The organism is Psychrobacter sp. 1Y4, assembly GCF_051847555.1.
Genome location: NZ_JBPYDE010000008.1, coordinates 16,124 through 39,348 on the forward strand (window position 1 = coordinate 16,124; position 23,225 = coordinate 39,348).

The window sequence follows — 23,225 nt, forward strand, 5'->3', positions numbered from 1 at the left end:
TCAGTCTTGGCTTTTTTCATCAGAGGTAATATCATCTTTTTTGGCATTATCTTTTTTACTCGCCTTAAAGTCACTAATGTTTGCACTGGCTTTACTAGCGCTATTGCGTTTGACGTTGGTATTATTAGCACTGATACGTGGCTTATTTGAAGCAGTTGGTTTTTCTTCAATGCTACGTGTATCGGCAGTGTTATCTATATTCGCATCAGTTTTTACTACAGGTTTAGCAGCCGTTTTTTGTGAGGTGCGTAGATTGGCTTTGGTATCTGCTTGTACTTCCACTTCGCGTAGCTCAACTGCCATTTTATCAAGAACAGCGTTAATTAATTTATGGGCGTCAGTCGCACCAAAGTGATTATTGAGCTTCATGGCTTCATCGAGCACGACTTTATAAGGAATCTCTAAGCGGTTTTGTAGCTCGTAAGCTCCAATCAATAAAATAGCGTGCTCAACGGTGTCTAATTTGTTGATGTCACGATCAAGATGCTGACTGATAAGTACGTCCAATGCCTCGATTTGCTCTGGAATATCACGCATCATTTCATGATAGTAGCCAATATGGACGGTATGCATGGCATTAGTAGCGCGCGTACGGGCAGCGATATCGTGCGGCGCATTGTCCTTCCAGCCAAGCTTGCCATCTATATCGAAACGGCGGTCAGTCACCAGCCATTCGTACAGGCCTTGCATAGCAAAACGTCGTGCTTTACGGACAGCAGTATGACTGGTCTTATAAGAAGACTCACTCATATCAAAATTTTGATCACCCGCACTACTGCTCGCTATACCGGTTGCTTTAGCTTGTTCAGTATGGGATTGCTCGGTTTTTGCCGCATTAATAGCACGTTTGAGTTGGTCAGTCATAAGGGGTTTATACCTAGTTTTAAAATAGTAAGGGTAAAAATAAGATGTTAAATAGTGGTCGACAGGCAGATATCACCAGTCAGTTTTAAATGTTTACTACAGTTTTATCAGAGCCATAGTTATGACCATCGCTCCAATAAAAATAACCGAAAATCATATGTATAGGCTAATTGATACAATTAGCAATCAATCATTTTGAAAATGAATTAAGCGTCGTCGCTGTCGTCGTCGATATCTAGCTGTGATAATACCGCCAACATCTCAAGCACCACCATTGCTGCTTCAGAGCCTTTATTACCCGCTTTAGTGCCAGAGCGCTCAATCGCTTGCTCGATACTATCGGTTGTGATCACGCCATTGGCCACAGGGATATTATAATCAATCGCAACGCTGCTAAGACCTTTGGCTGATTCGCTAGCGACAAAGTCAAAATGCGGCGTGCTACCACGGATAATTGCGCCTAGCGCAACAATAGCATCAAAGCGATCAGACTCAGCAGCACGCTGGGCAACCAATGGCAACTCAAACGCGCCCGGCACACGAATGACAGTAATATTGCTACCTAATACACCATGACGTAGTAGGGCATCGATAGCACCATCGACTAATGACTCAACGACAAAACCATTAAAACGACCGACAACGATACCGATACGGGCGTTTTCATTTTGGTGTAAGTTACCATCGATGTGGGTAACGTCATTGCGCTGCTGCTGTAAGTTTGACATAAAAAATCCTTCGCTGAATTGGTGGTAAATGAAAATATATGAATAATGAACGAAAATAAGTGGTTAGCGCTATGATAACATTTTTTACAGAGGCATTTGTATTTTACAAACGTATTATAGTCGCATCTGTATACCCTGTGCTGCCATATAGGCTTTGGCTTCTTGTACAGTGTACTCGCCAAAGTGAAAAATGCTGGCAGCCAGCACCGCATCGACGCCGCCTTGTAATACCCCTTCCGCTAAATGTTCTAAATTACCAACGCCGCCAGAGGCAATGACAGGCACATTAACGCGGCTGGTAATTTCACGCATCAGCGCCAAATCATAGCCTTTTTTGGTACCGTCACCGTCCATCGAGGTGACGAGTAATTCGCCTGCGCCAAGATCGGCCATTTTGCTCGCCCAAGCGACCGCATCAATACCCGTTGGCTTACGGCCGCCATGAGTAAAAATCTCCCAACGCGGTGTGATGATGCCATTCACTTCGATATCCGTGACGCGCTTGGCATCGATAGCGACGACGATACATTGGTTGCCAAATTTTTGCGCAGCTTCACCGACGAACTCCGGAGTAAATACGGCTGCTGAGTTAATGGCGACTTTATCCGCGCCCGCGTTGAGCAAATTACGAATATCGGCGATTTTGCGCACGCCACCGCCAACGGTTAAGGGCACAAACACCGTCTCAGCCATGCGCTCAACGGTATGATAGGTGGTATCGCGTTCATCACTGGTGGCAGTAATATCTAAAAAAGTAATCTCATCGGCACCTTGTTCATTGTAACGCTGCGCCACTTCGACAGGGTCACCTGCGTCTTTGATATCGACAAACTGTACGCCTTTGACCACGCGTCCATTGTCCACGTCCAAGCAAGGGATGATACGCTTTGCTAACATAGGGTCTTTCACCTTATAATCAATTCATTCTTTAAGCGCTAGTCTAGCAAAATCACCGCCATATCAGGCAGGTTTTCGCAAGATTATTACGCTTTTCATCATAGTTTTGTCATACGCGGTACAATTGCTGTCGTTAGCGTCTAAATTTACCTTATTTCTTTATTCTATTGCCAAAAGTGAGATGTCATGTCCGTCTATACCCAGTTAACCGATGATCAATTTGCCGCCTTTTGCTCAAGTTTTGGCGTGTCATTTAAACGCGCTATACCTATTACCCAAGGCATCAAAAACTCTAACTGGTTTATTCAGACCACTGATGACCACGACGGTCAGCACTCCTATGTTTTCACTTTATTTGAGGAGCGACCACCAGAAGATATCGAAAAAATGGCCGTTATTCTCAATCAGCTAACGGGCAAGTTACCGGTAGCCGCGCCACTAGCTTTGCTTGAAGGTCACGAAAAGCCTAGCGATAGTCAAGATGATAAACGCTATGTCATCCGCTATGAAGATAAAGCTATTACGATCGTACCATGCTTGGCAGGGGCGCACCCCAAGCAGACTACGCCGGCGATGTGTCACGAGATTGGTGCAGCGTTAGCGATGTTGCATGAGACCCTGCAAGCGCTACAGCCTGCGCAGGATTACGGCGTGCCACTTTATCCATGGGGAGAGGTACGCGACCGTGAGATGCAGTTTATGCCAGGTGATGAAGCCAAATTAATGCGCGATATTTGGCAGGCTTACTCGAACTTACCACTTACCAGCTTACCAAAAGGCTTGTGTCATCTCGATATGTTTGCGGATAATACTTTGTGGAATTTGCAAAAAGATAATGAGACATTAACGGGCTTACTTGATTTTACTGAGGTCAGCGTTGAGCATTATGTGATGGATATTGCTATTACCATTAATGATTTTTGTACCACGTGGGGTGACGCTGAGCAAAGCGAAACGGTCAATTTTGATCGTCAAAAAATGAACGCCTTTTTGCAAGGGTATGAGTCTAAACGTGCGCTTGGCGAAGATGAAAAACGTGCATTGCCAGTGATGCTTGCCAAAGCGGCCGTGATTTTTTGGCTACTGCGTCTCAACGTCATTTACTATAACCGCACTGAGGGACGGACTGGCGACAATATCATGGTCAAAAACCCTGATTTGATGAAGCGTCTGGCCGCTTATCACTGGTCGCATGTCGAAAAAGCACAAGAGACAGTATTTGTATTATTAAATGGTGAAAGCAATAATCACGTCGAGGGCATATTTAGTGATATTACCCAAGCTGAGCAAGCGTGTGCTACTTTAAACGATAATAGTAATGTTATCATCAAAGAGTATGCGCTCGATCAATTGGTATAGAGTGTTTTAACGATTTCTGTCTTAACCCCAAAGGTAACCCTATGACCGATCAAGTTGACAACTGGCACAAACTAGCACGCTATGACACCAACATCCAAGGTGAGCTGCATGCCAACCTGCTACGTAATAACGGTATTACTGTGTCTTTACAAGCCCTTAGCGCCATTCCGGGTATGAATTCTGGTATCGTGCTTTGGGTGCAAGATGAAGATTTGGCGCACGCACAGAGTATATTAGATAATATCGATAGCGAGACGGCAGGTGAAGTGCTACTGGATAATATGAGCGATGCAGAGCTTGGTATTACAACAGTGACACAGGACAATGTCATGCAAGAATACAAACACAGTTTAGACAATCAAAGTAACAAAGGCGGTAAATCATAAATGTGCCAACTCCTAGGAATGAACTGTAATACCCCAACCGATATCGGTTTTAGCTTTGCAGGGTTTCGTCGCCGCGGCGGTATGACCGATAGCCATGAAGATGGTTTTGGTATTGCTTTTTTTGAGCGTAGTGACTGCACCAATAATGGTGAGGGGGCAAATGACTCAACGGGACTACGCTTGTTTCATGACAATCGCCCAAGCCATCTGTCACCGGTGGCTGATTTGGTCAATAATTATCCGATTAAAGCCATGAACGTCATTGCTCATATTCGTAAAGCCACTCAAGGGCAGAATTGCTTAGCGAATACGCATCCATTCGTCCGTGAAGTCTGGGGTGAGCAGTGGGTATTTGCCCACAATGGACAGATGAATAGCGAATTTATCAAGCGCTGCCAGCGTCTGCAAGACAATGGTAACGCCACACACTGCCAGCCTGTTGGCTCAACGGACTCTGAAATGGCATTTTGCTATCTGGTCAATCGCTTAAAAAGCACTTTTAAGACCCGTCCTGACGACAAGACGCTGTTTAACTTTTTGACCACCCAATGCCGTTATTTATCCGCCAATGGTTTGTTTAATTGCCTAATATCCAACGGACGCTGGCAACTGGCTTATGCAGGTAGCTTGTTATTTTATTTGACCCGCCAAGCGCCATTTGGTGAAGCAAAATTGGCGGATGACGATTTGGCGATTAACTTTAGTGATGTGACTACAGATACGGATAAAGTAACGATACTAGTTACCGTACCACTCACTGAAAATGAAAAATGGCAACAATTGGCCGTCAACGAATGTCTGATATTTCAAGAGGGTGAAATTATTTATAAAGACAGCCCAAGTCAGCGTAAATTTTTGACCATTGACGAAGGCATTGCGGTGGCACGCGCGGTTGGGGCGAGTGTGTAAGGCAGTCAGTATTCGTTAAACATATAGTGCACAACAGCGTTTAAACTTCTCGCCTGAGCCGCAAATACACGGCTGCTTTTGCGTCACCGTCATGACAACCGTTGGATCTAAAAAATACCAACGTTCGTCTTTTTCTTTAGCAGTTTCATTTACTACCTTTACAAAAGCAGATAGCTCATGGTGTGCTGCTTGTTCTCCGTCTGGCTTAATATAAAATGCTTTAAACTCGACCTGCGCATGACGTTTGCCAAGCTTTGGCGTGTGTTCTACGATTTCTAGTCCTGCCCAATCGGTCTCGGTGGCCCATGTCTCAATCGCCTTGATATCAAGCAAGCTTTGCTGCGCGAGCAGGGTGGTTTTGGCAATATATTCTGGCTTGATGAGCACAAAAGCGCTATAACGCGTGCGCATCAGACGCTGCGCTGACTCCGCTCTTATACTATCTACTTTATCAACGTTGTCATTATAAAAGGCATCATGATAAGGCTGGCAGCAGTCTTGATAGGATAATAGAGCGTCTGTCGTCTCTGCTGTTGGATTGGTTTGGCAAGGGCAAGGATGTAGGGAGGTCTGCATGTTTTACTCTAATTTTCGTTTAGGCTTATTCGTTTAGGCTTAATGGTCTTATGATAACTTTATTGCAGCATACTTTTTACTAATTCTGGCAATATACCAACTCTTAGCTGTGCCCATGCTGATGGGTCACTTAACCGCGACCAAAAAATCTCAAAAGGCGGCGCTATATATATCAAGAGCAAAAGAATAGCGTACAGTAGCAGATACCACCATTTGTCTTTGTGTTGATAAAACTTCATGGCCGTGCCCGATGAGCGTTTCATTTTCATATTTGATAAATTGACGCTATACAGCTCATCCAGTGTCAAATGCACCATTGCACCGCCGAATAAAAACAGCCCATAAAACCAGCTGGCGGTCAGCGGCATCTGTAATCCATAATAGCTCAGACAAGTCATCCCAAGTCCCATTATCGCCATATAAGGGACAGAATGGATGACACCGCGGTGCACCGTCATATTGGTAAAAATATGAAATACCACATAACGCATAAAACCATAGCCTGCCAGCCATAACGCCATCAGGGCAAGTAAACTTAGCTCACTGCGCCAATGCATCACCAAACCAAAGGCAAAGACAAAAGAGATGATATTAAACCCAAGCTTGATCGGGGTTGAGTGATCAGAGTCCAAATCAGGCAATAGCCCGCCGATGGTGCCGAGCGTCACACACATCAAAAAACCTGAGTCGCCAACCAATCCAGCTTTATAGACTGCCAAACTCAGCGTGCCACTGACCATAAATGCAACATTTAAGTGGGTGTTAAAATTTGCCATAAAAACTCATTAATAAATAGCGCGCGAAAACATCGTTTCGAGCTGCTTGTCTAGCCGTAAAAAAGCGCACCATGATACCATAGAGCCGCCAGCCGCCTAATAGAGATCGTCAATATGACCGCTAGTAATTTGCCACATCTGCATCGTGCTGATGCTCTTTTTGACCAACCTTTGGTAAATGGTTCGTCTGCCCATGAGTCCGTTATATTTACCAGTAAGCTTGATGACAGCTTTGCTCAGATTGACTGGCAAGCCCCGTGGCTTAGTCATTTAAGTCAATTGAACGACATTAGTAAAAGTATAAATGAGCTAAGTCATTCACCTCAGCAGGCAGAGGTTTCGATAATCAATGACAAGTCTATAGATATTGTCGCAGGTATACTTAACACTGCCTCAAAGAAGCAAAGCGAAACTGCGCAAAGGCCATTACCGACCACTAAACCCATTAAAAATCAGCGAGCGCATACTTTGAGTTTTGTCTCACAGGATGCGCTACCAGAAGGCGAGGCTTACGAGAGTTTCATCGCCATGACTGGCAATATTCCGACGCGTGATAACTTACATGACTTATTTAACGGTAGTATTTGGCTGACCTTTCCCAAGACCAAAGCCCTGCTAAACCACTATCATATGCTTGAGATTGAACAGCAAGGGGTCAGTGCCAGTCGAGGCCGCGTCCGCGATACCATCACTGTCTTTGATGAAAATGGTGCGGTGCTAGTCACAGCTGACCCTAGTATTGGCGAGGCATTGATTGACTTTGATTGGCAGGGCAGTTTGGTACAGCCGCGTAGGCAATGGGATGACCCTATAAGTCCTAGTCCAAAGGCGCAAGCGGCGGTTTATATCTTTGGTCATGCCCTGCTTGAGCAATTGATAGCACCGCGCAAGCCTTTATGCGCGCATAGTGTGATTATCAACGTCAGCCAAGATTTCTTTGCCTTATCATTATCTGAGCGTCTGCAGTATTTAGATGATAGAGTCGCTGATTATATGAACGAGTTGCTATCATGCAATGAGGTCACACCGCGTCATTTATCGCCATTGCCTATTTTAGGCGTACCGCATTTTTGGGCGAAGAATGCAGATGCTGACTTTTATAAGGACGCTTATGTGTTTAGGAGCGGTCGCCGTAAACAGGGTAAAAGCTAAGATATATAAAGTTAATTACAATCATACTGTTAGAGCCTGGCGACGGTTACGATTGTGCCACGATTTGACTACGTCTAAGCGTTAACAAAGTCTTGAATATTTGTTATGGTAAAAACAGGTGAATATTAAATTCTAAATACGAAGTTATGTTTAGGTTTAATTGAAACTTATACCTAATTGTTTTATTACTTTACATTGCACTATTTTTCATCAAAACAATCAATAAGCTATTTAGCCACCAGTCACAAGCATAAGTTCATGATAATTTATGTTCAGGATTTATAACAACGATAAGGAAGCTACCATGAGCGATATCTTTAACGTAAAAGACACTATTTCAGTCGATGGCAAAGAGCATGCCTACTACAGCTTGCCCAAACTTGCTGAGACTTACGATAATATTAATACGCTACCATACTGTATGAAAGTAGTACTAGAGAACCTGCTGCGTAACGAAGATGGCGGCCAGTCTGTCGGTAAAAACCATATTGAGGCAGTCGCCAACTGGGATGCAGCAGCAGAGGCCTCAAAAGAGATCGCCTTTATGCCAGCACGTGTAGTACTGCAAGACTTCACCGGTGTACCATCGGTCGTCGATCTAGCAGCGATGCGTGATGCGGTAGTCGAGCTTGGCGGTAAAGCTGAGCAAATTAATCCATTTATTCCCAGTGAGCTCGTCGTTGACCACTCGGTGCAAGTCGATGTGTATGGCCGTGAAGACTCGCTTGATTTGAACGAAAAAATCGAATTTAAGCGCAATAATGAGCGTTATGAATTCTTGCATTGGGGTAAAAGTGCTTTTAAAAACTTTGTCGTCGTACCTCCAGCGACCGGTATCGTGCACCAAGTTAACTTAGAATATCTTGCGCGCGTCGTCATGGCAGCGGAAGTTGATGGTGAGTTGACTGCTTACCCTGATACCGTGTTTGGTACCGATAGTCATACCACAATGATTAATGGTATTGGTGTGCTTGGTTGGGGTGTCGGTGGTATTGAAGCGGAAGCGGCGATGCTAGGTCAGCCCTCTTCAATGCTGATTCCACAAGTCGTTGGGTTTGAGATGACAGGTGAGCTGTCTGAAGGCGTTACGGCAACTGACTTAGTATTACGTGTGGTTGAGATGTTGCGTAAACATGGCGTAGTTGGTAAGTTCGTCGAGTTTTACGGTGAAGGCTTACATCAAATGCCGCTTGCTGATCGAGCGACGATAGCCAACATGTCTCCAGAATATGGCGCCACATGCGGTATTTTCCCAGTTGACCAAATGGCGATTGATTATTTACGTCTATCAGGTCGTGACGAAGCACAAATTGAATTGGTTGAAAAGTACGCCAAAGCGCAAGGCATGTGGCATGATGCCGATACTAAAGCGGCAACCTATTCAAGCAATTTGTATCTAGATCTCAGTACTGTCCAACCAGCTCTTGCGGGTCCTAACCTACCGCAGCAGCGTATCAATCTATCTGATATGCATGAAAAGTTTGGCGAGACTTTACTAGAGATGACTAAAGGTCGTAAAGCTGAAGTCGAAGCCAAGGTGCGTTTTGATGAAGAAGGCGGTAAGCAAGAGCAAGCTAAAAAATTAGCAGCCAAACCTAAGCCTTTCTGCGCTGAAGGCAGTACCTCTTGTAAGATTACAATCGAAGACGAAGAATATAGACTGCGTGATGGTTCTGTCGTGATCGCGGCTATTACCTCTTGTACCAATACTTCAAACCCTGCCGTTATGATTGGTGCAGGCCTAGTTGCCAAAAAAGCAGCGGCTAGAGGGTTGACAGCTAAGCCATGGGTCAAAACCTCTCTTGCACCAGGCTCAAAAGTTGTGACTGATTATCTCGAAAAGTCTCAGCTAATGGATGAACTTGAAAAAGTAGGTTTCTATCTGGTCGGTTATGGTTGTACTACTTGTATCGGTAACTCAGGACCGCTGTTAGATGCGATTGAAGAGGCTATCGAAGAAAGTGATTTGGTTGCCGCAGCCGTCCTATCAGGTAACCGTAACTTTGAAGGTCGTATTCACTCACATGTAAAAGCCAGCTACTTGGCTTCACCACCATTAGTTGTCGCTTATGCGTTAGCAGGTACGGTCGATATTGACTTGACGACTCATCCACTAGGCCAAGATTTAGAAGGTAATGATGTCTTCTTAAAAGACATCTGGCCAACTTCGGAAGAGATCAACGAGCTGATTGCCAATAATATCGATGCTGAAATGTTCCGCAAAAACTACGGTGAAGTATTTGACGGTAGTGCAGCATGGAACGCTATTAGCTCGGCGGATAGCCAACTGTATCCATGGAGCGAAGAGTCTACTTACATTAAGAACCCACCGTTCTTTGATGGTATGACCATGGAGCCAGAAGGTATCCTAGATATCGAAGGCGCACGTATCCTAGGTCTATTTGGTGATTCAATCACCACTGACCATATCTCACCGGCTGGTAATATCGATGCCGAATCACCTGCTGGTAAATACTTGCAAGAGCGTGGTGTCATGGAAGCCGACTTTAATAGCTATGGCTCACGCCGTGGTAACGACGCGGTCATGACTCGCGGTACATTCGCCAACATCCGTATCAAAAACAGCATGATGGATGGCAAAGAGGGTGGTTATACGTATTACTTCAAAGACGACAAAGCCACGCTACAAGACGGTCAAGAAATGGCCATCTATGACGCGGCAATGAAGTATAAAGAAGATAAGCGTCCGCTAGTAGTACTTGGCGGTGCAGAGTACGGTTCTGGATCTAGCCGTGACTGGGCAGCGAAAGGTACGATTTTGCTTGGTGTAAAAGCAGTACTGACGACTTCGTTCGAGCGTATTCACCGTTCAAACTTAGTGGGCATGGGCGTGTTGCCATTGACCTTTAAAGATGGTGAGAATGCAAGCACTTATAACCTCGATGGTTCAGAAGTCATTAGTATCACAGGGCTTGACAATGGCGAGAGCAAAACTGCCAAAGTCACTGCTACTCGTGCCGATGGCTCAGAGGAAGTCTTTGAAGTTAACGTTGGTTTACAGACGCCGAAAGAGCGCGAATACGTGCGTCATGGCGGCGTATTGCACTATGTGCTGCGTCAGCTAGCTGCTGAGAGTAAAGAAGCTGCGTAGTGATTGATTAGAGTTAGAATAATATAAAGCCCAGTCTCCTTAATGTAGGGGACTGGGCTTTTTTTATGAGTAGGTAGATTTTATAAAAAGTAGCTTATTTGGACATTTATAGCAGTTTTCTCAACCCTTCTCAGTCAACAGCTTAATACCTAAGCCAATAAACACCACACCACTTATTTTATTCAAAATAGATTCAGTTGTTGGGTTTTCTCTCAGGCTTTTACTAAACTGTGACGCCAATAATGCCAAACACGTGCACCATATTAGGCCAGTTACGGCAAAAGTAAGCCCTAAAATTAAAAAGGACAACATGCCATGAGCGTAATTAGAATCGACAAACTGAGGAAAGAAAGCTAAAAAGAACAAAGCCACTTTAGGGTTAAAAGTATTGGTCAATACGCCTTGCTTATAGATTCGCCTATAATTCAAAGACTCAGCTTGTACAAGTTTTCCGTTATTGGGCAAACTGTCTGATAGGATAGATTTCGATTTACTGGTTAGCATTTTAAACCCTAAATAGCATAGGTAGCTGGCACCAATATATTTAACGATAGTAAATGCTAGTGGAGAGTTGGCTAAAATGATTGATAGTCCTAATGCCGCCAATACCGTGTGTACTAGTATTCCAGTGACAATGCCCAGTACAGAATAGAGACCGGCTTTGTTCCCTTGTGAGACACTACGCGTAATGATATACATGCTATCTGTGCCAGGTGTCAGGTTTAGTAAAATAGCTGCCAAGATAAAGCCCAGATAGTTTTCAATACCAAACATAGTCAACATACCTTTTAAACATCATAAAAAAGCGGGTATCAGAAGAACAAAAATGCTCTTCTGATATCCGCTTAATCAAAGCATTTTATCAATAGTCTTTATCAACAGAGTCAATTTTACTGTCTGACAGAGAATTTGCTTGCATCTCTTTGCGCTGTCTAGCATTTGGTCTTTCGATCAAGATATAGAGCACGATACCAATGGCAATAGCATAAACAGTTGACTGCGCCGCTGGCATGGCCAAAGTTACTGCTACAATACCAGCAACCCCGCGCTCAGCTGAGGTTTTTAGCTGCTCTATACCTACCATGATACAAATATAGGCAGTTAATAGTAGCGTTAGTGACAGCGCAATGGGGAGTACCGGTCTAAAGAGCGTGACCAGCGGTAATATAAATATAGCGGCAAGGCCTGTCCACCAAAAGGTGCCACCGCCGCTATAGATCGAGTCCATGGCTTTACGTCCAAGCGCATAACGCTCAGCAAGGGTAGCATGAGCTGCAGTCCAAATAGGTCCTGCTAGCCCCGGCCATGGGGCAAAAAAGGCCAGCACACCGTTACGAATACCCGTGACGATATGGATACGCGTGATATTGGTCTCAATTTTTTCATCAGGACGGATTTCATCGACACGCTCACTGAGCGCTTGACCGACCAAAATATCACCAAAAGCAATTACATAAGCGATCATCGCGGTCGGGAAGGCAAGTAAGAAAACACTGATATCAGGCAGGCCGACATTAAAAATCAGAAAGTCAGTCATCGCGCCAAAGTTAGGCTGAGTAATACCCCATTCAATATCAGGTAGCGGATACTCACCGATAACCCAGCCAATAATCATCGCCACGAACATACCTGAGATCATACCTAGGTTGGCAACCACTTTTGCGAAACGGCTGTATTGAACCATATATTTAAAAGAGACTGAGAATAGCACGTAACCGGAGATAATAGCGCCAATGATCAACGAGATCGGTGTGGCTTCTACGCGGCCACCTACTTGTATCTCTCCCATCAAGGCGGCGATACCCGCGCCAATAATGACCCCGGCTTTTAAGGAATTAGGGATAAAACCTACTATACGATTACTCAGTCCAGTGATACCAAAGAAGATAAATATCAAAAATACTTCTAATTGCAGCACAAACATTGCTTGTACCGCTTGCGGTCCTGGCTCAAAAGCTTGCAAATATAAAATGACAATGGGAATAGCTGGGGTAATCCAGCCGGGCACAAGCGGCACGCCAAGTAAGGAAGGCAGTAGATACATGAGGCCAGCAATCACACAAAATGCTAGTGCTGCATCGTACGGCATGCCTAGATACTGTTCCAGCAGTGGGATCATGGCAAGGCTAACCATAAACATGAATAATCCCTGAAGCATTTCAGGGATCTCCCAGCGGTAGTGTATAAAGGGCAGGCGTATTTTGAAGGGGCCAGCAGGCCAATAAGGCTGTTCTTCACCGTGCTTGCGAACGATAGCCATCGTCTTAAATCCTTTTAAGTGAGTTTTTTATGGAGCTAGCTTTAATTTAAATTGGTTAGAATTTTTTATTGAAATAAGGAAGAATCTCTTTGAAGAATATTGGCCAATTATAAGTACTGTTTGGCTAGACCTTTTAAAGATAAGAATTCTTATTCGAAGATTGATTATGGCTTTATTAAAATTATTCAATAAAATCAATTGTTAAATGACTTTTGGGTATTTTTCGAAAAACATAATACGTGGTTGAAATAATTAAAGCAACGATGCTTGTAAGGAAAAAACCAGTGTAAATTGGATTAGTTAAAGTGTACCCCACTATCGTGACCAGTCAAAGGTTATATATTAAATGATAAACTGGGAACAATTAAGCAGACAAAAAAAGCCCAGTTACAATATATTGTAACTGGGCTTTTTTCTATAACTAATAACTATTAATAAGCTCTATCAGAAATAAGTATTTTACAACTTCCTTATTCTTCCTAACAGCTTATCTAACATTGTCACCCCAAGTAACGATAGGCTTATCTAAACGATGCTTAGTAGCAGCGCTTTTGGCACCCATAGTAGCAGCGATGAAAGTTAAAATAGTGCTGATTAACCAAAATAGACCACTATACAAGGCAGCTTTACGAGCAACGTCTTCAGCTTGTTGTAAGTTTTGATCAACGGTTTGTTGGGCTTGCGCGATATATTGCTCAGTTTGTGTTTTATACTCATTAAATGACTGTACTACTTCTGAACGTACTTCAGTCGCTTGCGCTTCGCTCAATCCTTCTTGCTGTAAGCGGTTGATTAGCTCAGGACCTTTTAATGTCTGCTCAATAGACGCCATGCGTTGTTTTGCATACTCATCAATATTGCGCCATGTGTCGATACTGGTGAAGTCCATATCAGTAACGTCAGTTTTGGTTTCGTTAATCATCTCATCCAATACATTAGTCGTCGCTTGGATTTGTTGATCGTTTAAATCTTGAGTATTCTTGGCTACCATAGCGCTGATATCTGCTTTGCTGATGTTACCAGATACGGTTTGGTAAACTTCTTGCGCTTTTTGCTGAACCTGCGTAACAGTACTATCAGGTGCAGTGATGGCTGCTGTACTTGCCGCTGATGTACCAGCCGCTGCTACGCCACCTGCAGTTTTTGCTACTGTACTAACCGTACCACCAACAGCATTACCAGCCGTCGCTAGGATGCCAGTTGCACTACTAAAAGTGAAAAACGTGGTTACCAATACAATTAAAGCAGCAGTCAACATACCAGTCAACGTAGCGTCTTTTTGGTCGACATCTGTACCATCACCAAACAAGGCTTCGGGTGCAGAGTATTTGATAGCAAAATAGCCTGCAACATAAGCACTGACTAAGGCAGTAATAGCAGCATAGATACCAGCAGCAATACTAGTACCTTTTAAGTCAAACGGTATAAATGAGCTTAGGATTAAAGCGATGGCAATCATCGCCATGACTACGAGCAGTCCCATAATAAGACCTGCTAGCACGCCGCGCCATGAAGGGCGACGTTGAGGCGTATAGGTAGGTAACATAACAATTCCTTATCACATATTATTTAACGCTAATTTGCATATCATTATTGTTGATTTCTATAAAGAAGCTTATACAAGTCTTCACTAGGTACAAGGCAATCATAATTAATAGAGAAATATATTCATAATAGCGTTAAGTAGAGAAACACTGACTTTGTGTATAAGGGTGTTATTTTGTGTCACCAAATCCGCTAATTGTAAGCTTGTGTGGCTTTGTCGTTAAAATAGTTAAACTATTGATTGTAAAGTTAAAATTTATTACTTTTAGGTTTTTTCATATAAGAATTCGAAAATTATCAGATGTGATAGCAAGTTTGTGTCTCTATCGTACTTGTAGATAAACAGGCATAAAAAAGCCCATTCACAATGAATTGTGAATGGGCTTTTTAGTGGTGCGATTATTAGTCTAATCTAATACAAGTCTGTAAAAGTGCTAATAATTGACGCCGAATAGTGGCGTCCCCAGGGGGATTCGAACCCCCGTTACCGCCGTGAAAGGGCGGTGTCCTAGGCCTCTAGACGATGGGGACGCATAGAGTGTTATAACCTATGGTTACAACGGTACTTCACAATATCAGAGTGCTTATCTATTAATAGAACAAGCATTGCCTAGGTGCTGATATCGTCCTACTAGCGAGTATTTATGGTTACGTTTCAGTCGTACTGAGCGTTGCTATAAATAGTATGGTGGAGCTAAACGGAGTCGAACCGTTGACCCCTTGCATGCCATGCAAGTGCTCTACCAACTGAGCTATAGCCCCTCGCTAAGAGTGTGCGTATTTTAGGTAAGAGCAGCTGTCTTGTCAACTGCTATTTTAAAAATAATTCGTAAATATATAAAAAAAAGTGTTTATAGCTATTTTCTCTACTAATTCAGACCAAAATAACGCAAACTTTGCTTAATAACATGCATTAAAATTCAGAACTTCCTCCTATGCACTACTAAAACGTCAGAAGGGGTCAGCTCAATATGATCTGACCCCGGCTTTTATTCACTAGCTATGTCGTTACTCAGCAGGTTTGTTAAATGATAGTTAAAAACTACTTAGCAGCTAAAAAGTCCGGCAACTCTGCCGCTTGTTTTTCAAGTTTCTTCAGTTTCTTTTTACCGAGGCCACCTAGTACATCAACAGCATGACGCAAGCGAGTTAGGGTCATATCAGCGCCGATAATCGCCATAGAGTTCATGACGGGCGTCGATGAGGTGCTACCCGCGATAGCGATAAAGAACGGCGCCATAAAGTCGCGCATCTTAATATCGAGATGAGCAGCGAGACCTTTTAGCGTGGCATAAATATTTTCTTCCGACCATGTTGGCAAGGTTTCTAACTGCCAAAGTGCCAGCTGTAGCATCTCGATGATTTGCTCAGGCGCAAGCGACTTATGCGTAAAGCTTTCCGCGTTGATATCAGGTAAGTTCTGGAAATAAAAGCCACCCCAATTGACCGCATCAGACAATAGCTCAATACGCGGCTGAATCGCCGCTGCGATAGCAGTCAGCTTGTCGCTGTCACTGGCCCAGTCAAGAATTTTATTTTTTAGCTCTTCAGGTGTGAGCGCGCGTAGCCATTCGCTATTTAACCAATTAAGCTTTTCGATATCGAAGATAGGCCCGCCAAGTGACACACGCTGGATATCAAAGCTGGCAATCATCTCATCTAAGGTGAATTTTTCAGCTTCGTCAGGCGTTGAGTAGCCCATACGGCCTAGATAGTTGAGCAGCGCTTCAGGTAGTACGCCAGCATCACGATAGTAGGTAATCGAGGTTGGGTTTTTACGTTTCGACAGTTTTGATTTGTCCGGGTTACGCAGTAATGGCATGTGGCAAAGGGTCGGCATCTCCCAGCCAAAATACTCATAAAGCAGCTGATGTTTGGGTGCTGAGTTTAGCCATTCTTCGCCGCGCATGACGTGACTGATGTCCATTAAGTGGTCATCAACGACGTTGGCAAGATGGTAAGTTGGCATGCCGTCGGTTTTTAGTAAGACCTGCATGTCTACTTGCTCCCAAGGAATCTCAACAGTACCGCGTAGCATGTCCTCAACGCGGCAGACGCCTTCGGTTGGTACGCGCATACGAATCACATGCGGCTTGCCTTCAGCAACCAATTGCTCGGTTTTCTCTGGCGCAAGATGAGCACAGCGACCGTCGTAACGCGGGGTCTCGCCATTGGCCATTTGCTCAGCGCGCATGGTATCTAGCTCCTCGCTAGTACAAAAACAGCGAAATGCATGATTGTTATCCAATAATTTTTCGGCATGTTCTTTATAAATATCGCTGCGCTCGCTCTGACGATAGGGGGCATGTGGACCACCAATATCTGGCCCCTCGCTCCAGTCCAGACCGACCCAACGCAGTGCATCCAAAATCATTTGTTCAGACTGCTCAGTTGAGCGGGTTTGGTCAGTATCTTCAATACGTAAGATAAATTCACCACCATTGGCTTTAGCAAAGGCTAAGTTAAATAGCGCAATATAAGCGGTGCCGACATGAGGAAAGCCAGTCGGTGATGGTGCAATACGAGTACGGACAGGACGCGTGCCGTTAACAGTGGTTTGGGTAGAGGTTTGCATGATAAAGTTCTCAAAAAGTTATTTATGATGAAAAGTGACAATCAAAAGTACGCGTGAGTAAGAAATACGAATGAATAGACGTTAAAGTAGAAAAATAGCGTAAAATATAGCGCTAGTATAACAGAGAGACATGATATTTTTAACGAAAAGGCCTTCTAGCGCTTGACTACAGATGTATCCTTGCGATAATAACGCTAGACAAGTCATAACTTGTTTATTTTTATCTAATTATTGGCCTTGTTGGTCGTCATCTATTGAGTTGTTTGTGTCTGTGCCAAAATATAAGCCAAAATCTAAATTAACATCGTCAGATACCAAAGCCAACCCTTCTTCTACTACCGGAACACCTGAATCAATGGTTAGCTCATCTTCTATAAAAAACGCCTCTACTAAAGCGCCCGCCCAGCAGCTTGATCAAACGACTCAAGCGTTTAGTCAAAGTGATACAGTGGTTGATGATTCAAGCTTTGTCCATGATGCGGTGCTGCTACAAGAGACCGTCGCTGCGGTGCTCGGCGTAAAATCACTGCCCAAACAGACAGACAACGATGACCAAAATAGCTTACAGTTAAGTGGTATTTACGTTGATGCGACTTTTGGACGTGGCGGTCATAGCAGGCTACTACTAAGCCAGCTTGCTGATGATGCGCAGTTGATTGTCTTTGACAAAGACCCGACCGCTATTAGCGTGGCTCGTAAGCTTGCAAGTGAAGATAGCCGCGTACATGTCATGCATGATAGCTTTGCTACGTTGACCGATAGTCTGGCAGCCATAGGCATCATGGAAGTTGATGGGCTAATGGCAGACTTGGGTATTTCATCACCGCAGATTGATGATGGTAGTCGCGGCTTTAGTTTTATGCGTGATGGCGCGGTCGATATGCGGATGGATACCAGTCGTGGCCAGTCGGTTGCCGAATGGCTCGAGCAAGTCGATGATGAGACTTTGGCTAACGTACTTTATGAGTTTGGCGAAGAGCGTCATAGTCGCCGTATTGCGCGCGCTATCAAACAGATGGATAGTTACAAGTCCACACTTGAGCTGGCAGAAGTGATTAAAGTTGCGCACCCTAATTGGCAACGCGGTAAGCATCCAGCGACGCAAAGCTTTCAAGCCATGCGCATTTTTATTAATAACGAGCTTGGCGATGTCGATGACTTTTTAGTACAAAGTATTCCGATTTTAAAAACGGGAGGGCAGCTGGCTGTGATCAGCTTTCACTCATTAGAAGATCGGCGTATCAAGCAGTTTTTGCAGCGTCATAGTAAAGGTCAGTATCCAGAGGATGAAAACTTGCCTATGCCGCCCAAACGCCCACGTTATTTTAGTAAGCCCAAACGTATCGGCCCAAGCAAAGCTGAGACGAGCCAGAATCCGCGTGCTCGTAGTGCATGGCTACGTATGGCAACGCGTACTGATACAGCTTATCAGCAGACAGATGCATCTTAAACCTTAGGTGAAATCATTGGACGAACCACGTATGGTTGCTAATGTTTATCTAAATGGTGCGCGAATGTGTTAATCGCTACGCCACTGTTAAAAAGCTGTAAATATTGTCTGCTAGGCTCAGCAGTTAACTTTTCGTTTGGTTGTTTTTTGGTCAGTTGGCTGAGATATTTGATTTTATGTTTTATTGATGGTGCTGATAAGTTATTTGTAAATCTAAAACAGTTAGCGCTTTTATACTTCAAATCCACTTTTTGAGATCTTCATGGCAATATCTGACAAACCTGCAAACCACCACGCCGCTATGTCCAATACGACCGATGTTGGCGAACTATTCGCGCGTCGATTCAATGTCGTCAGTATCTATGTGGTTGTACTGTTGCTATTGGCAGGTGCAATCGTATGGAGCGGTATCAAAACGGCTGAAAATGTTCAGCAATATCATCAGGATTATAGAACCTTGCAAGACATGAAGAAACAAGAGCGTAAGCTACAAGTAGAACACCAGCGTTTGCTTATTGAGCAGCAAACCTTTAGTGCCACACCGCAGATTGCCAGTCGCGCTGTCGCTGAGTTAGGGATGTATTCACCAACGCTAAAGGACAAGCTGATTATTCAGCCAGGCGTCGCTACTGCGTTGGAACCAGTGGTAACTGACTCAGCTGAGAATGGTTCGTACGATATGGGACCACGAGCCACTACGGATTTATCTCCTGAAGTACCGGCTGTGGAGGCAGAGTAATGAGTGATAAAAAACCAAAAAGCACTGGCAAAAGCACAACAAAAAATACCAACAAAAAAACAGCCAGTGGTAAAGTGATTAAGCCTCTACGCCGTACTAATACTGCCAAATCAGGCAGTAAGACTTCAAACACGACATCTTCCAAAACGGGAACGAATAATCGTGCTGGTAAGCTATTTGGACGCCTAAAGAACAACGACAATCAAGGCGCTTATACCAGTGTCAAAAACCGTAAAAAAGTCATTTTTAGCAAAGCCTCTGGCGCCTCCTCACGTGGCGGTTTTGAAAACGACAAAAACCGTTTTCGTACTATTTGGGCTATTGCCTTAGTCATATTCGGCTTGTTGATAGCACGCGCCTATTATCTGCAAGTAGCCAACGCACAGTTTTATCAAGATAAAGGTAATGAGCTCATCACGAGCGTACGCACACAAAAATCCTATCGCGGTATGATTACCGATCGCAACGATTTGCCTTTAGCCGTCAGCGCACCGCTTGCGACTGTATCGTTTAGCCCGCATGATTATGCGCGCGAATACTATGAGCTCAATCGTGTCAAAATCGCCAATCCTGATAGTCCGCAGCTACAAGCGCGTATGCAAAAGCGCTTAGACAATATGGATCTAACCCGCTTAGCGGCTGCTGCCAATATTCCAGTCGCTGAGCTTGAAAAAGCGGCCGCCATTGATGAGAGTATTGACGTCACTGATGAAGAAGCGGTCAAAGCGGCACTGCCATCGGGCGCCGGCTCGCATTATTTGCCGTTGTTAAATAAGGTCACGCCTGAGATTGCTCAAAGTGTCAGCTCACTTGATTTCCCTGGTGTTTATGAAAAAAACTTTTTTCAGCGTTATTATCCTCAGCCGCAGCCCAATTCACAGCTGCTCGGGTTTATGGGGCAAAATGCCAGCGATTCTGAGGGAGGTTACGAGGGTCGTGCCGGTATTGAGCGTCAGTACGAAAAAACATTGGCAGGGGATGATGGCAAAGTTTTGGTGTTAAAAGATGCCAAACAAAACAGCCTAAGAGAAATCAAACAAGTCGAACCAGAAATCGCAGGACAGGACGTGGCGTTGACCATTGATTCGCGTTTGCAGTATTTGCTTTATAAAGAGTTAGAGAAAGCAGGACGCTTACAGCAAGCACGTTGGTCGACTGGTATGGTGGTCGATGTACAGACTGGTGAAGTGTTGGCGTTATCGACATGGCCATCATTTAACTCTAATAATCTCAATGAGATGACTGGTGAAAACCAACGTAATCGCGCGTTACTTGATGTTTTTGAGCCAGGTTCGGTGATGAAGCCGTTTACGGTCGCGGCTGCGTTAGACTCTGGTAAATATACGGCCAACTCTTTAATCGATACCAATCCAGGTTCTATCCGTGTCCGTGGTTACACGATTCGCGACCATAATAATCTAGGCAGGATTAATATGGCGACGCTACTACAGAAATCGAGTAACGTCGCCTCGACCAAGATTGCCTTATCTCTACCGCCTGATGCCATCACCAACATGCAAAAACAATTTGGCTTTGGGTCCAAAACCCCGCTTAAATTTCCAGGTGAGGGCGCAGGCTTGGTGACTACACCAAAAGAAAAAGAAACGGCTCGCCGCGCGACGGTCAGCTATGGCTATGGTCTACAAGTGACGCTTGCTCAAGTAGCACAGGCTTATGCAGCATTGGCTTCTGGCGGTGTCATGCACCCGTTAACTTTGACTAAAACTGATAAGGCACTGCCCAGTAAGCGTATCATGGAGCATGAGCAAGCGATGTCGATTGTCAAAATGCTTGAGGCAGTAACAGAGCCAGGTGGTACCGCGAAGGCAGCTGCTATTGATGGTTACCGTGTCGCGGGTAAAACAGGGACGTCGCGCCGGATTAACCCAGATGGTGGCTACTATACTGACCAATATCGCAACGTATTCGCTGGCATGGCTCCTGCATCAAATCCAAAGTTAGTCGGTGTCGTTTTGATCGAAGACCCTCGTAGTCAAATTTATGCAGGCCTGACTACAGCTCCAGTTTTTCACAACGTAATGAAAGAGGCTTTGCGCTTGTATAATGTGCCTTTAGATAAGCCATTAAAGACTGAATAAGCCTAGCAAACAGGTGTCTTTTTGGTGATTTATAAAGGACACCTGTCACAAAGGTCACCTGCGGTTTTAACGCATGACTTATGTATGTTACGTCTTAATTTTTCATTTTCTCAATCGTTTAGGATTTGCCCATGACCCCATCAGCCCATAATGCTGTTACGTTGCAACAACTTATAGAGAGTAGTAGTGAGGCGTTGGGGCAGCAATTATCACAGATGGTGCACAGTGCTAAAAATCCAGAAGTTATAGCAAATACTGCTTTTAATAAATTACGTTTAGATAGCCGTCATGTTGCTGACAATGATGCGTTTATACTATTAAAGAGTCAGACGCAGCAAGGTCAAGACCCGCAAAAGATTCGTGATTATCTATCACAAGCTGGCAAACGGGCAGCTCTTATCTTTTCAGAGATCAATCCATCAGCACTGTTTGATAATACCGATATATTACCTTGCCCTATCTTGTACGTACCTAACATTCGCCATTTTTTAGGAAGCCTGATACAAGCACGTTTGCAATATCAGCAGCCAATCACATTGCCAACAGTCGTCGCGGTCACCGGTACCAATGGTAAAACCACGATCAGTCAACTTGTCGCACAATTGGCACAGCTGGCTGGTAGCGATAGCGCGGTCATGGGCACAGCAGGTAATGGTAAGCTTGACGCATTGTTACAAGCGCGCCATACCACGGGTGATGCGTTAGCAGTGCAGCAGTTTTTGTATCATATGGGCGAGCAAAATGTTGACTTATTAGCACTTGAGGCCAGCTCGCATGGATTGGATCAACAGCGGTTACAAGGTGTACCCGTCAAAGTCGCTATTTATACCAATCTAAGCCGAGACCATCTAGATTATCACGCCGATATGGCAGAGTATGTCGCTGCAAAAGCCAAACTATTTGATAAAGCCCATTTTCCAACCTTGACGCACGCTATTATTAATATCGATGACGAGCATGCGAACGTAATGATTGATACGGCTAAAGCCAGTAATTTGATCGTATGGACATATAGTTTGCAGGCTGATAATACGTCAGAGGTTGCTACTTTTGTCGCTACTAAGATTGAGCCTAGTCTACAAGGCGTAAAAATTGCTTTACGAAGTGTACTAGATGCCAGTCAAGGTAACGATGTGAATAATATCAACATTATCAGCCCTTTGTTAGGGCGTTTTAATGTTGCCAATCTGCTGGCGGCAATTGCAGCAGCGGTAGCGTTAGGCATCAGCCTTGAGCGCGTTGCCAGCTTGGTACCACAGCTACAAGGTGCAGTTGGACGTATGCAGCGTGTGCCATCGACCGATGGATGCTTTATCGTGGATTACGCGCATACTCCTGATGCGTTGACACAAGTGCTAGATAGCTTAAGAACGCATTGCCAAGGTCAGTTATGGGCGGTGTTTGGTTGTGGCGGCGACCGCGATGCAGGTAAACGTCCATTAATGGCACAAGCAGGGTTGTCTGGTGCTGATCAAGTAATATTAACTGCCGACAATCCGCGCACTGAAGATCCCAATATGATTTTGCAAGATATGCAGGCTGGCATGAATGAAGAGCAGTATCAGCGTACGCATATTGAGCCTGCCCGCCAACGAGCGATTGAGTATGCAGTAAGTCACGCCAGCGCCAATGACATTGTGGTTATTGCGGGCAAAGGTCATGAGACTTACCAAGAGATCAACGGTGTCCGTCATGATTTTGATGACAGCGTTGTTTTGCAGCAGGCGCTACAACAAGCGGGACGCATATAAATATAGGGTTTTATGCATAACCAAATATAACCATCAAGCCAAGACAA

General features: G+C 44.4%; 18 protein-coding genes and 2 tRNA genes. 9 read left to right on the plus strand and 11 right to left on the minus strand.

Annotated features, from left to right (window positions below):
* From nusB to hisF, 3 genes are all read right to left on the minus strand, one after another.
* Positions 1-864 carry a transcription antitermination factor NusB gene (gene nusB, locus ACS8FC_RS08300; protein WP_439262988.1) on the minus strand — a complete coding sequence of 288 codons (864 nt, stop codon included), beginning with the start codon at positions 862-864 and terminating at the stop codon, positions 1-3.
* A 206-nt stretch (positions 865-1,070) separates the two neighbouring features.
* Positions 1,071-1,592 (minus strand): 6,7-dimethyl-8-ribityllumazine synthase, encoded by a 522-nt coding sequence (gene ribH / locus ACS8FC_RS08305; RefSeq protein WP_299221247.1) that lies wholly within the window; start codon positions 1,590-1,592, stop codon positions 1,071-1,073.
* Between the two features lie 114 nt (positions 1,593-1,706).
* Positions 1,707-2,489, minus strand: a complete 783-nt coding sequence (gene hisF / locus ACS8FC_RS08310) for an imidazole glycerol phosphate synthase subunit HisF (RefSeq protein WP_439296449.1) — start codon at positions 2,487-2,489, stop codon at positions 1,707-1,709.
* A 186-nt stretch (positions 2,490-2,675) separates the two neighbouring features.
* Between hisF and ACS8FC_RS08315 the strand changes: the two genes are divergently transcribed.
* The 3 genes from ACS8FC_RS08315 to ACS8FC_RS08325 are packed head-to-tail and all read left to right on the plus strand — an operon-like array spanning position 2,676 to position 5,143.
* Positions 2,676-3,848 carry a homoserine kinase gene (locus tag ACS8FC_RS08315; protein ID WP_439262992.1) on the plus strand — a complete coding sequence of 391 codons (1,173 nt, stop codon included), beginning with the start codon at positions 2,676-2,678 and terminating at the stop codon, positions 3,846-3,848.
* Positions 3,849-3,889: 41 nt separating this feature from the next.
* Positions 3,890-4,234 carry a putative signal transducing protein gene (locus ACS8FC_RS08320; protein WP_439296450.1) on the plus strand — a complete coding sequence of 115 codons (345 nt, stop codon included), beginning with the start codon at positions 3,890-3,892 and terminating at the stop codon, positions 4,232-4,234.
* The gene (locus tag ACS8FC_RS08325) at positions 4,235-5,143 is read left to right on the plus strand and encodes a class II glutamine amidotransferase (RefSeq protein ID WP_439262996.1); all 909 of its coding nucleotides are present in this window, start codon (positions 4,235-4,237) and stop codon (positions 5,141-5,143) included.
* A 15-nt stretch (positions 5,144-5,158) separates the two neighbouring features.
* Here the strand turns inward: ACS8FC_RS08325 and ACS8FC_RS08330 are convergent, their stop codons facing one another.
* The gene (locus tag ACS8FC_RS08330; RefSeq protein ID WP_439296451.1) at positions 5,159-5,719 is read right to left on the minus strand and encodes a YchJ family protein; all 561 of its coding nucleotides are present in this window, start codon (positions 5,717-5,719) and stop codon (positions 5,159-5,161) included.
* 59 nt (positions 5,720-5,778) lie between these two features.
* On the minus strand, positions 5,779-6,495 hold the full coding sequence (locus ACS8FC_RS08335; RefSeq protein WP_439296452.1) for a metal-dependent hydrolase: 717 nt from the start codon (positions 6,493-6,495) through the stop codon (positions 5,779-5,781).
* Positions 6,496-6,609: 114 nt separating this feature from the next.
* Between ACS8FC_RS08335 and ACS8FC_RS08340 the strand changes: the two genes are divergently transcribed.
* Both ACS8FC_RS08340 and acnA read left to right on the plus strand, forming a co-directional pair.
* A complete protein-coding gene (locus ACS8FC_RS08340) occupies positions 6,610-7,647 on the plus strand; it encodes a DUF3025 domain-containing protein (protein WP_439296453.1) in 1,038 nt (345 codons plus the stop codon).
* 304 nt (positions 7,648-7,951) lie between these two features.
* Positions 7,952-10,759, plus strand: a complete 2,808-nt coding sequence (gene acnA / locus ACS8FC_RS08345) for an aconitate hydratase AcnA (RefSeq protein WP_439296454.1) — start codon at positions 7,952-7,954, stop codon at positions 10,757-10,759.
* Between the two features lie 120 nt (positions 10,760-10,879).
* Here the strand turns inward: acnA and ACS8FC_RS08350 are convergent, their stop codons facing one another.
* The 6 genes from ACS8FC_RS08350 to gltX form a co-directional block, all read right to left on the minus strand.
* A complete protein-coding gene (locus ACS8FC_RS08350; RefSeq protein WP_439263006.1) occupies positions 10,880-11,533 on the minus strand; it encodes a LysE family translocator in 654 nt (217 codons plus the stop codon).
* 88 nt (positions 11,534-11,621) lie between these two features.
* The gene (locus ACS8FC_RS08355) at positions 11,622-13,019 is read right to left on the minus strand and encodes a permease family protein (protein ID WP_439263008.1); all 1,398 of its coding nucleotides are present in this window, start codon (positions 13,017-13,019) and stop codon (positions 11,622-11,624) included.
* Positions 13,020-13,506: 487 nt separating this feature from the next.
* On the minus strand, positions 13,507-14,565 hold the full coding sequence (locus ACS8FC_RS08360; RefSeq protein ID WP_439263010.1) for a hypothetical protein: 1,059 nt from the start codon (positions 14,563-14,565) through the stop codon (positions 13,507-13,509).
* Positions 14,566-15,019: 454 nt separating this feature from the next.
* A tRNA-Glu gene (locus ACS8FC_RS08365) sits at positions 15,020-15,095 on the minus strand.
* 155 nt (positions 15,096-15,250) lie between these two features.
* A tRNA-Ala gene (locus ACS8FC_RS08370) sits at positions 15,251-15,326 on the minus strand.
* A 280-nt stretch (positions 15,327-15,606) separates the two neighbouring features.
* Entirely contained in the window at positions 15,607-17,142 is a 1,536-nt protein-coding gene (gltX, locus tag ACS8FC_RS08375) for a glutamate--tRNA ligase (protein WP_439296523.1), read from the minus strand.
* 262 nt (positions 17,143-17,404) lie between these two features.
* Here gltX and rsmH point away from each other — a divergent pair, with 262 nt between their 5' ends.
* From rsmH to ACS8FC_RS08395, 4 genes are all read left to right on the plus strand, one after another.
* Positions 17,405-18,589: a 16S rRNA (cytosine(1402)-N(4))-methyltransferase RsmH gene (gene rsmH / locus ACS8FC_RS08380; RefSeq protein WP_439296455.1), complete on the plus strand. Its 1,185-nt coding sequence runs from the start codon at positions 17,405-17,407 to the stop codon at positions 18,587-18,589.
* Positions 18,590-18,851: 262 nt separating this feature from the next.
* Positions 18,852-19,328: a cell division protein FtsL gene (gene ftsL, locus ACS8FC_RS08385; protein WP_299221218.1), complete on the plus strand. Its 477-nt coding sequence runs from the start codon at positions 18,852-18,854 to the stop codon at positions 19,326-19,328.
* Complete coding sequence (locus tag ACS8FC_RS08390; protein WP_439296456.1) at positions 19,328-21,427, plus strand: peptidoglycan D,D-transpeptidase FtsI family protein; 2,100 nt, start codon at positions 19,328-19,330, stop codon at positions 21,425-21,427. Before ftsL ends, ACS8FC_RS08390 begins: the two co-directional genes overlap by 1 nt.
* A 131-nt stretch (positions 21,428-21,558) precedes the next feature.
* Positions 21,559-23,178 (plus strand): UDP-N-acetylmuramoyl-L-alanyl-D-glutamate--2,6-diaminopimelate ligase, encoded by a 1,620-nt coding sequence (locus ACS8FC_RS08395; protein ID WP_439296457.1) that lies wholly within the window; start codon positions 21,559-21,561, stop codon positions 23,176-23,178.
* Positions 23,179-23,225 lie beyond the last annotated feature (47 nt).

Coding starts and splice junctions, on each gene's coding strand:
- nusB (WP_439262988.1), bottom strand. CDS start 864: ATGACTGACCAACTCAAACGTGCTATTAATGCGGCAAAAACCGAGCAA.
- ribH (WP_299221247.1), bottom strand. CDS start 1,592: ATGTCAAACTTACAGCAGCAGCGCAATGACGTTACCCACATCGATGGT.
- hisF (WP_439296449.1), bottom strand. CDS start 2,489: ATGTTAGCAAAGCGTATCATCCCTTGCTTGGACGTGGACAATGGACGC.
- ACS8FC_RS08315 (WP_439262992.1), top strand. CDS start 2,676: ATGTCCGTCTATACCCAGTTAACCGATGATCAATTTGCCGCCTTTTGC.
- ACS8FC_RS08320 (WP_439296450.1), top strand. CDS start 3,890: ATGACCGATCAAGTTGACAACTGGCACAAACTAGCACGCTATGACACC.
- ACS8FC_RS08325 (WP_439262996.1), top strand. CDS start 4,235: ATGTGCCAACTCCTAGGAATGAACTGTAATACCCCAACCGATATCGGT.
- ACS8FC_RS08330 (WP_439296451.1), bottom strand. CDS start 5,719: ATGCAGACCTCCCTACATCCTTGCCCTTGCCAAACCAATCCAACAGCA.
- ACS8FC_RS08335 (WP_439296452.1), bottom strand. CDS start 6,495: ATGGCAAATTTTAACACCCACTTAAATGTTGCATTTATGGTCAGTGGC.
- ACS8FC_RS08340 (WP_439296453.1), top strand. CDS start 6,610: ATGACCGCTAGTAATTTGCCACATCTGCATCGTGCTGATGCTCTTTTT.
- acnA (WP_439296454.1), top strand. CDS start 7,952: ATGAGCGATATCTTTAACGTAAAAGACACTATTTCAGTCGATGGCAAA.
- ACS8FC_RS08350 (WP_439263006.1), bottom strand. CDS start 11,533: ATGTTTGGTATTGAAAACTATCTGGGCTTTATCTTGGCAGCTATTTTA.
- ACS8FC_RS08355 (WP_439263008.1), bottom strand. CDS start 13,019: ATGGCTATCGTTCGCAAGCACGGTGAAGAACAGCCTTATTGGCCTGCT.
- ACS8FC_RS08360 (WP_439263010.1), bottom strand. CDS start 14,565: ATGTTACCTACCTATACGCCTCAACGTCGCCCTTCATGGCGCGGCGTG.
- ftsL (WP_299221218.1), top strand. CDS start 18,852: ATGGCAATATCTGACAAACCTGCAAACCACCACGCCGCTATGTCCAAT.
- ACS8FC_RS08390 (WP_439296456.1), top strand. CDS start 19,328: ATGAGTGATAAAAAACCAAAAAGCACTGGCAAAAGCACAACAAAAAAT.
- ACS8FC_RS08395 (WP_439296457.1), top strand. CDS start 21,559: ATGACCCCATCAGCCCATAATGCTGTTACGTTGCAACAACTTATAGAG.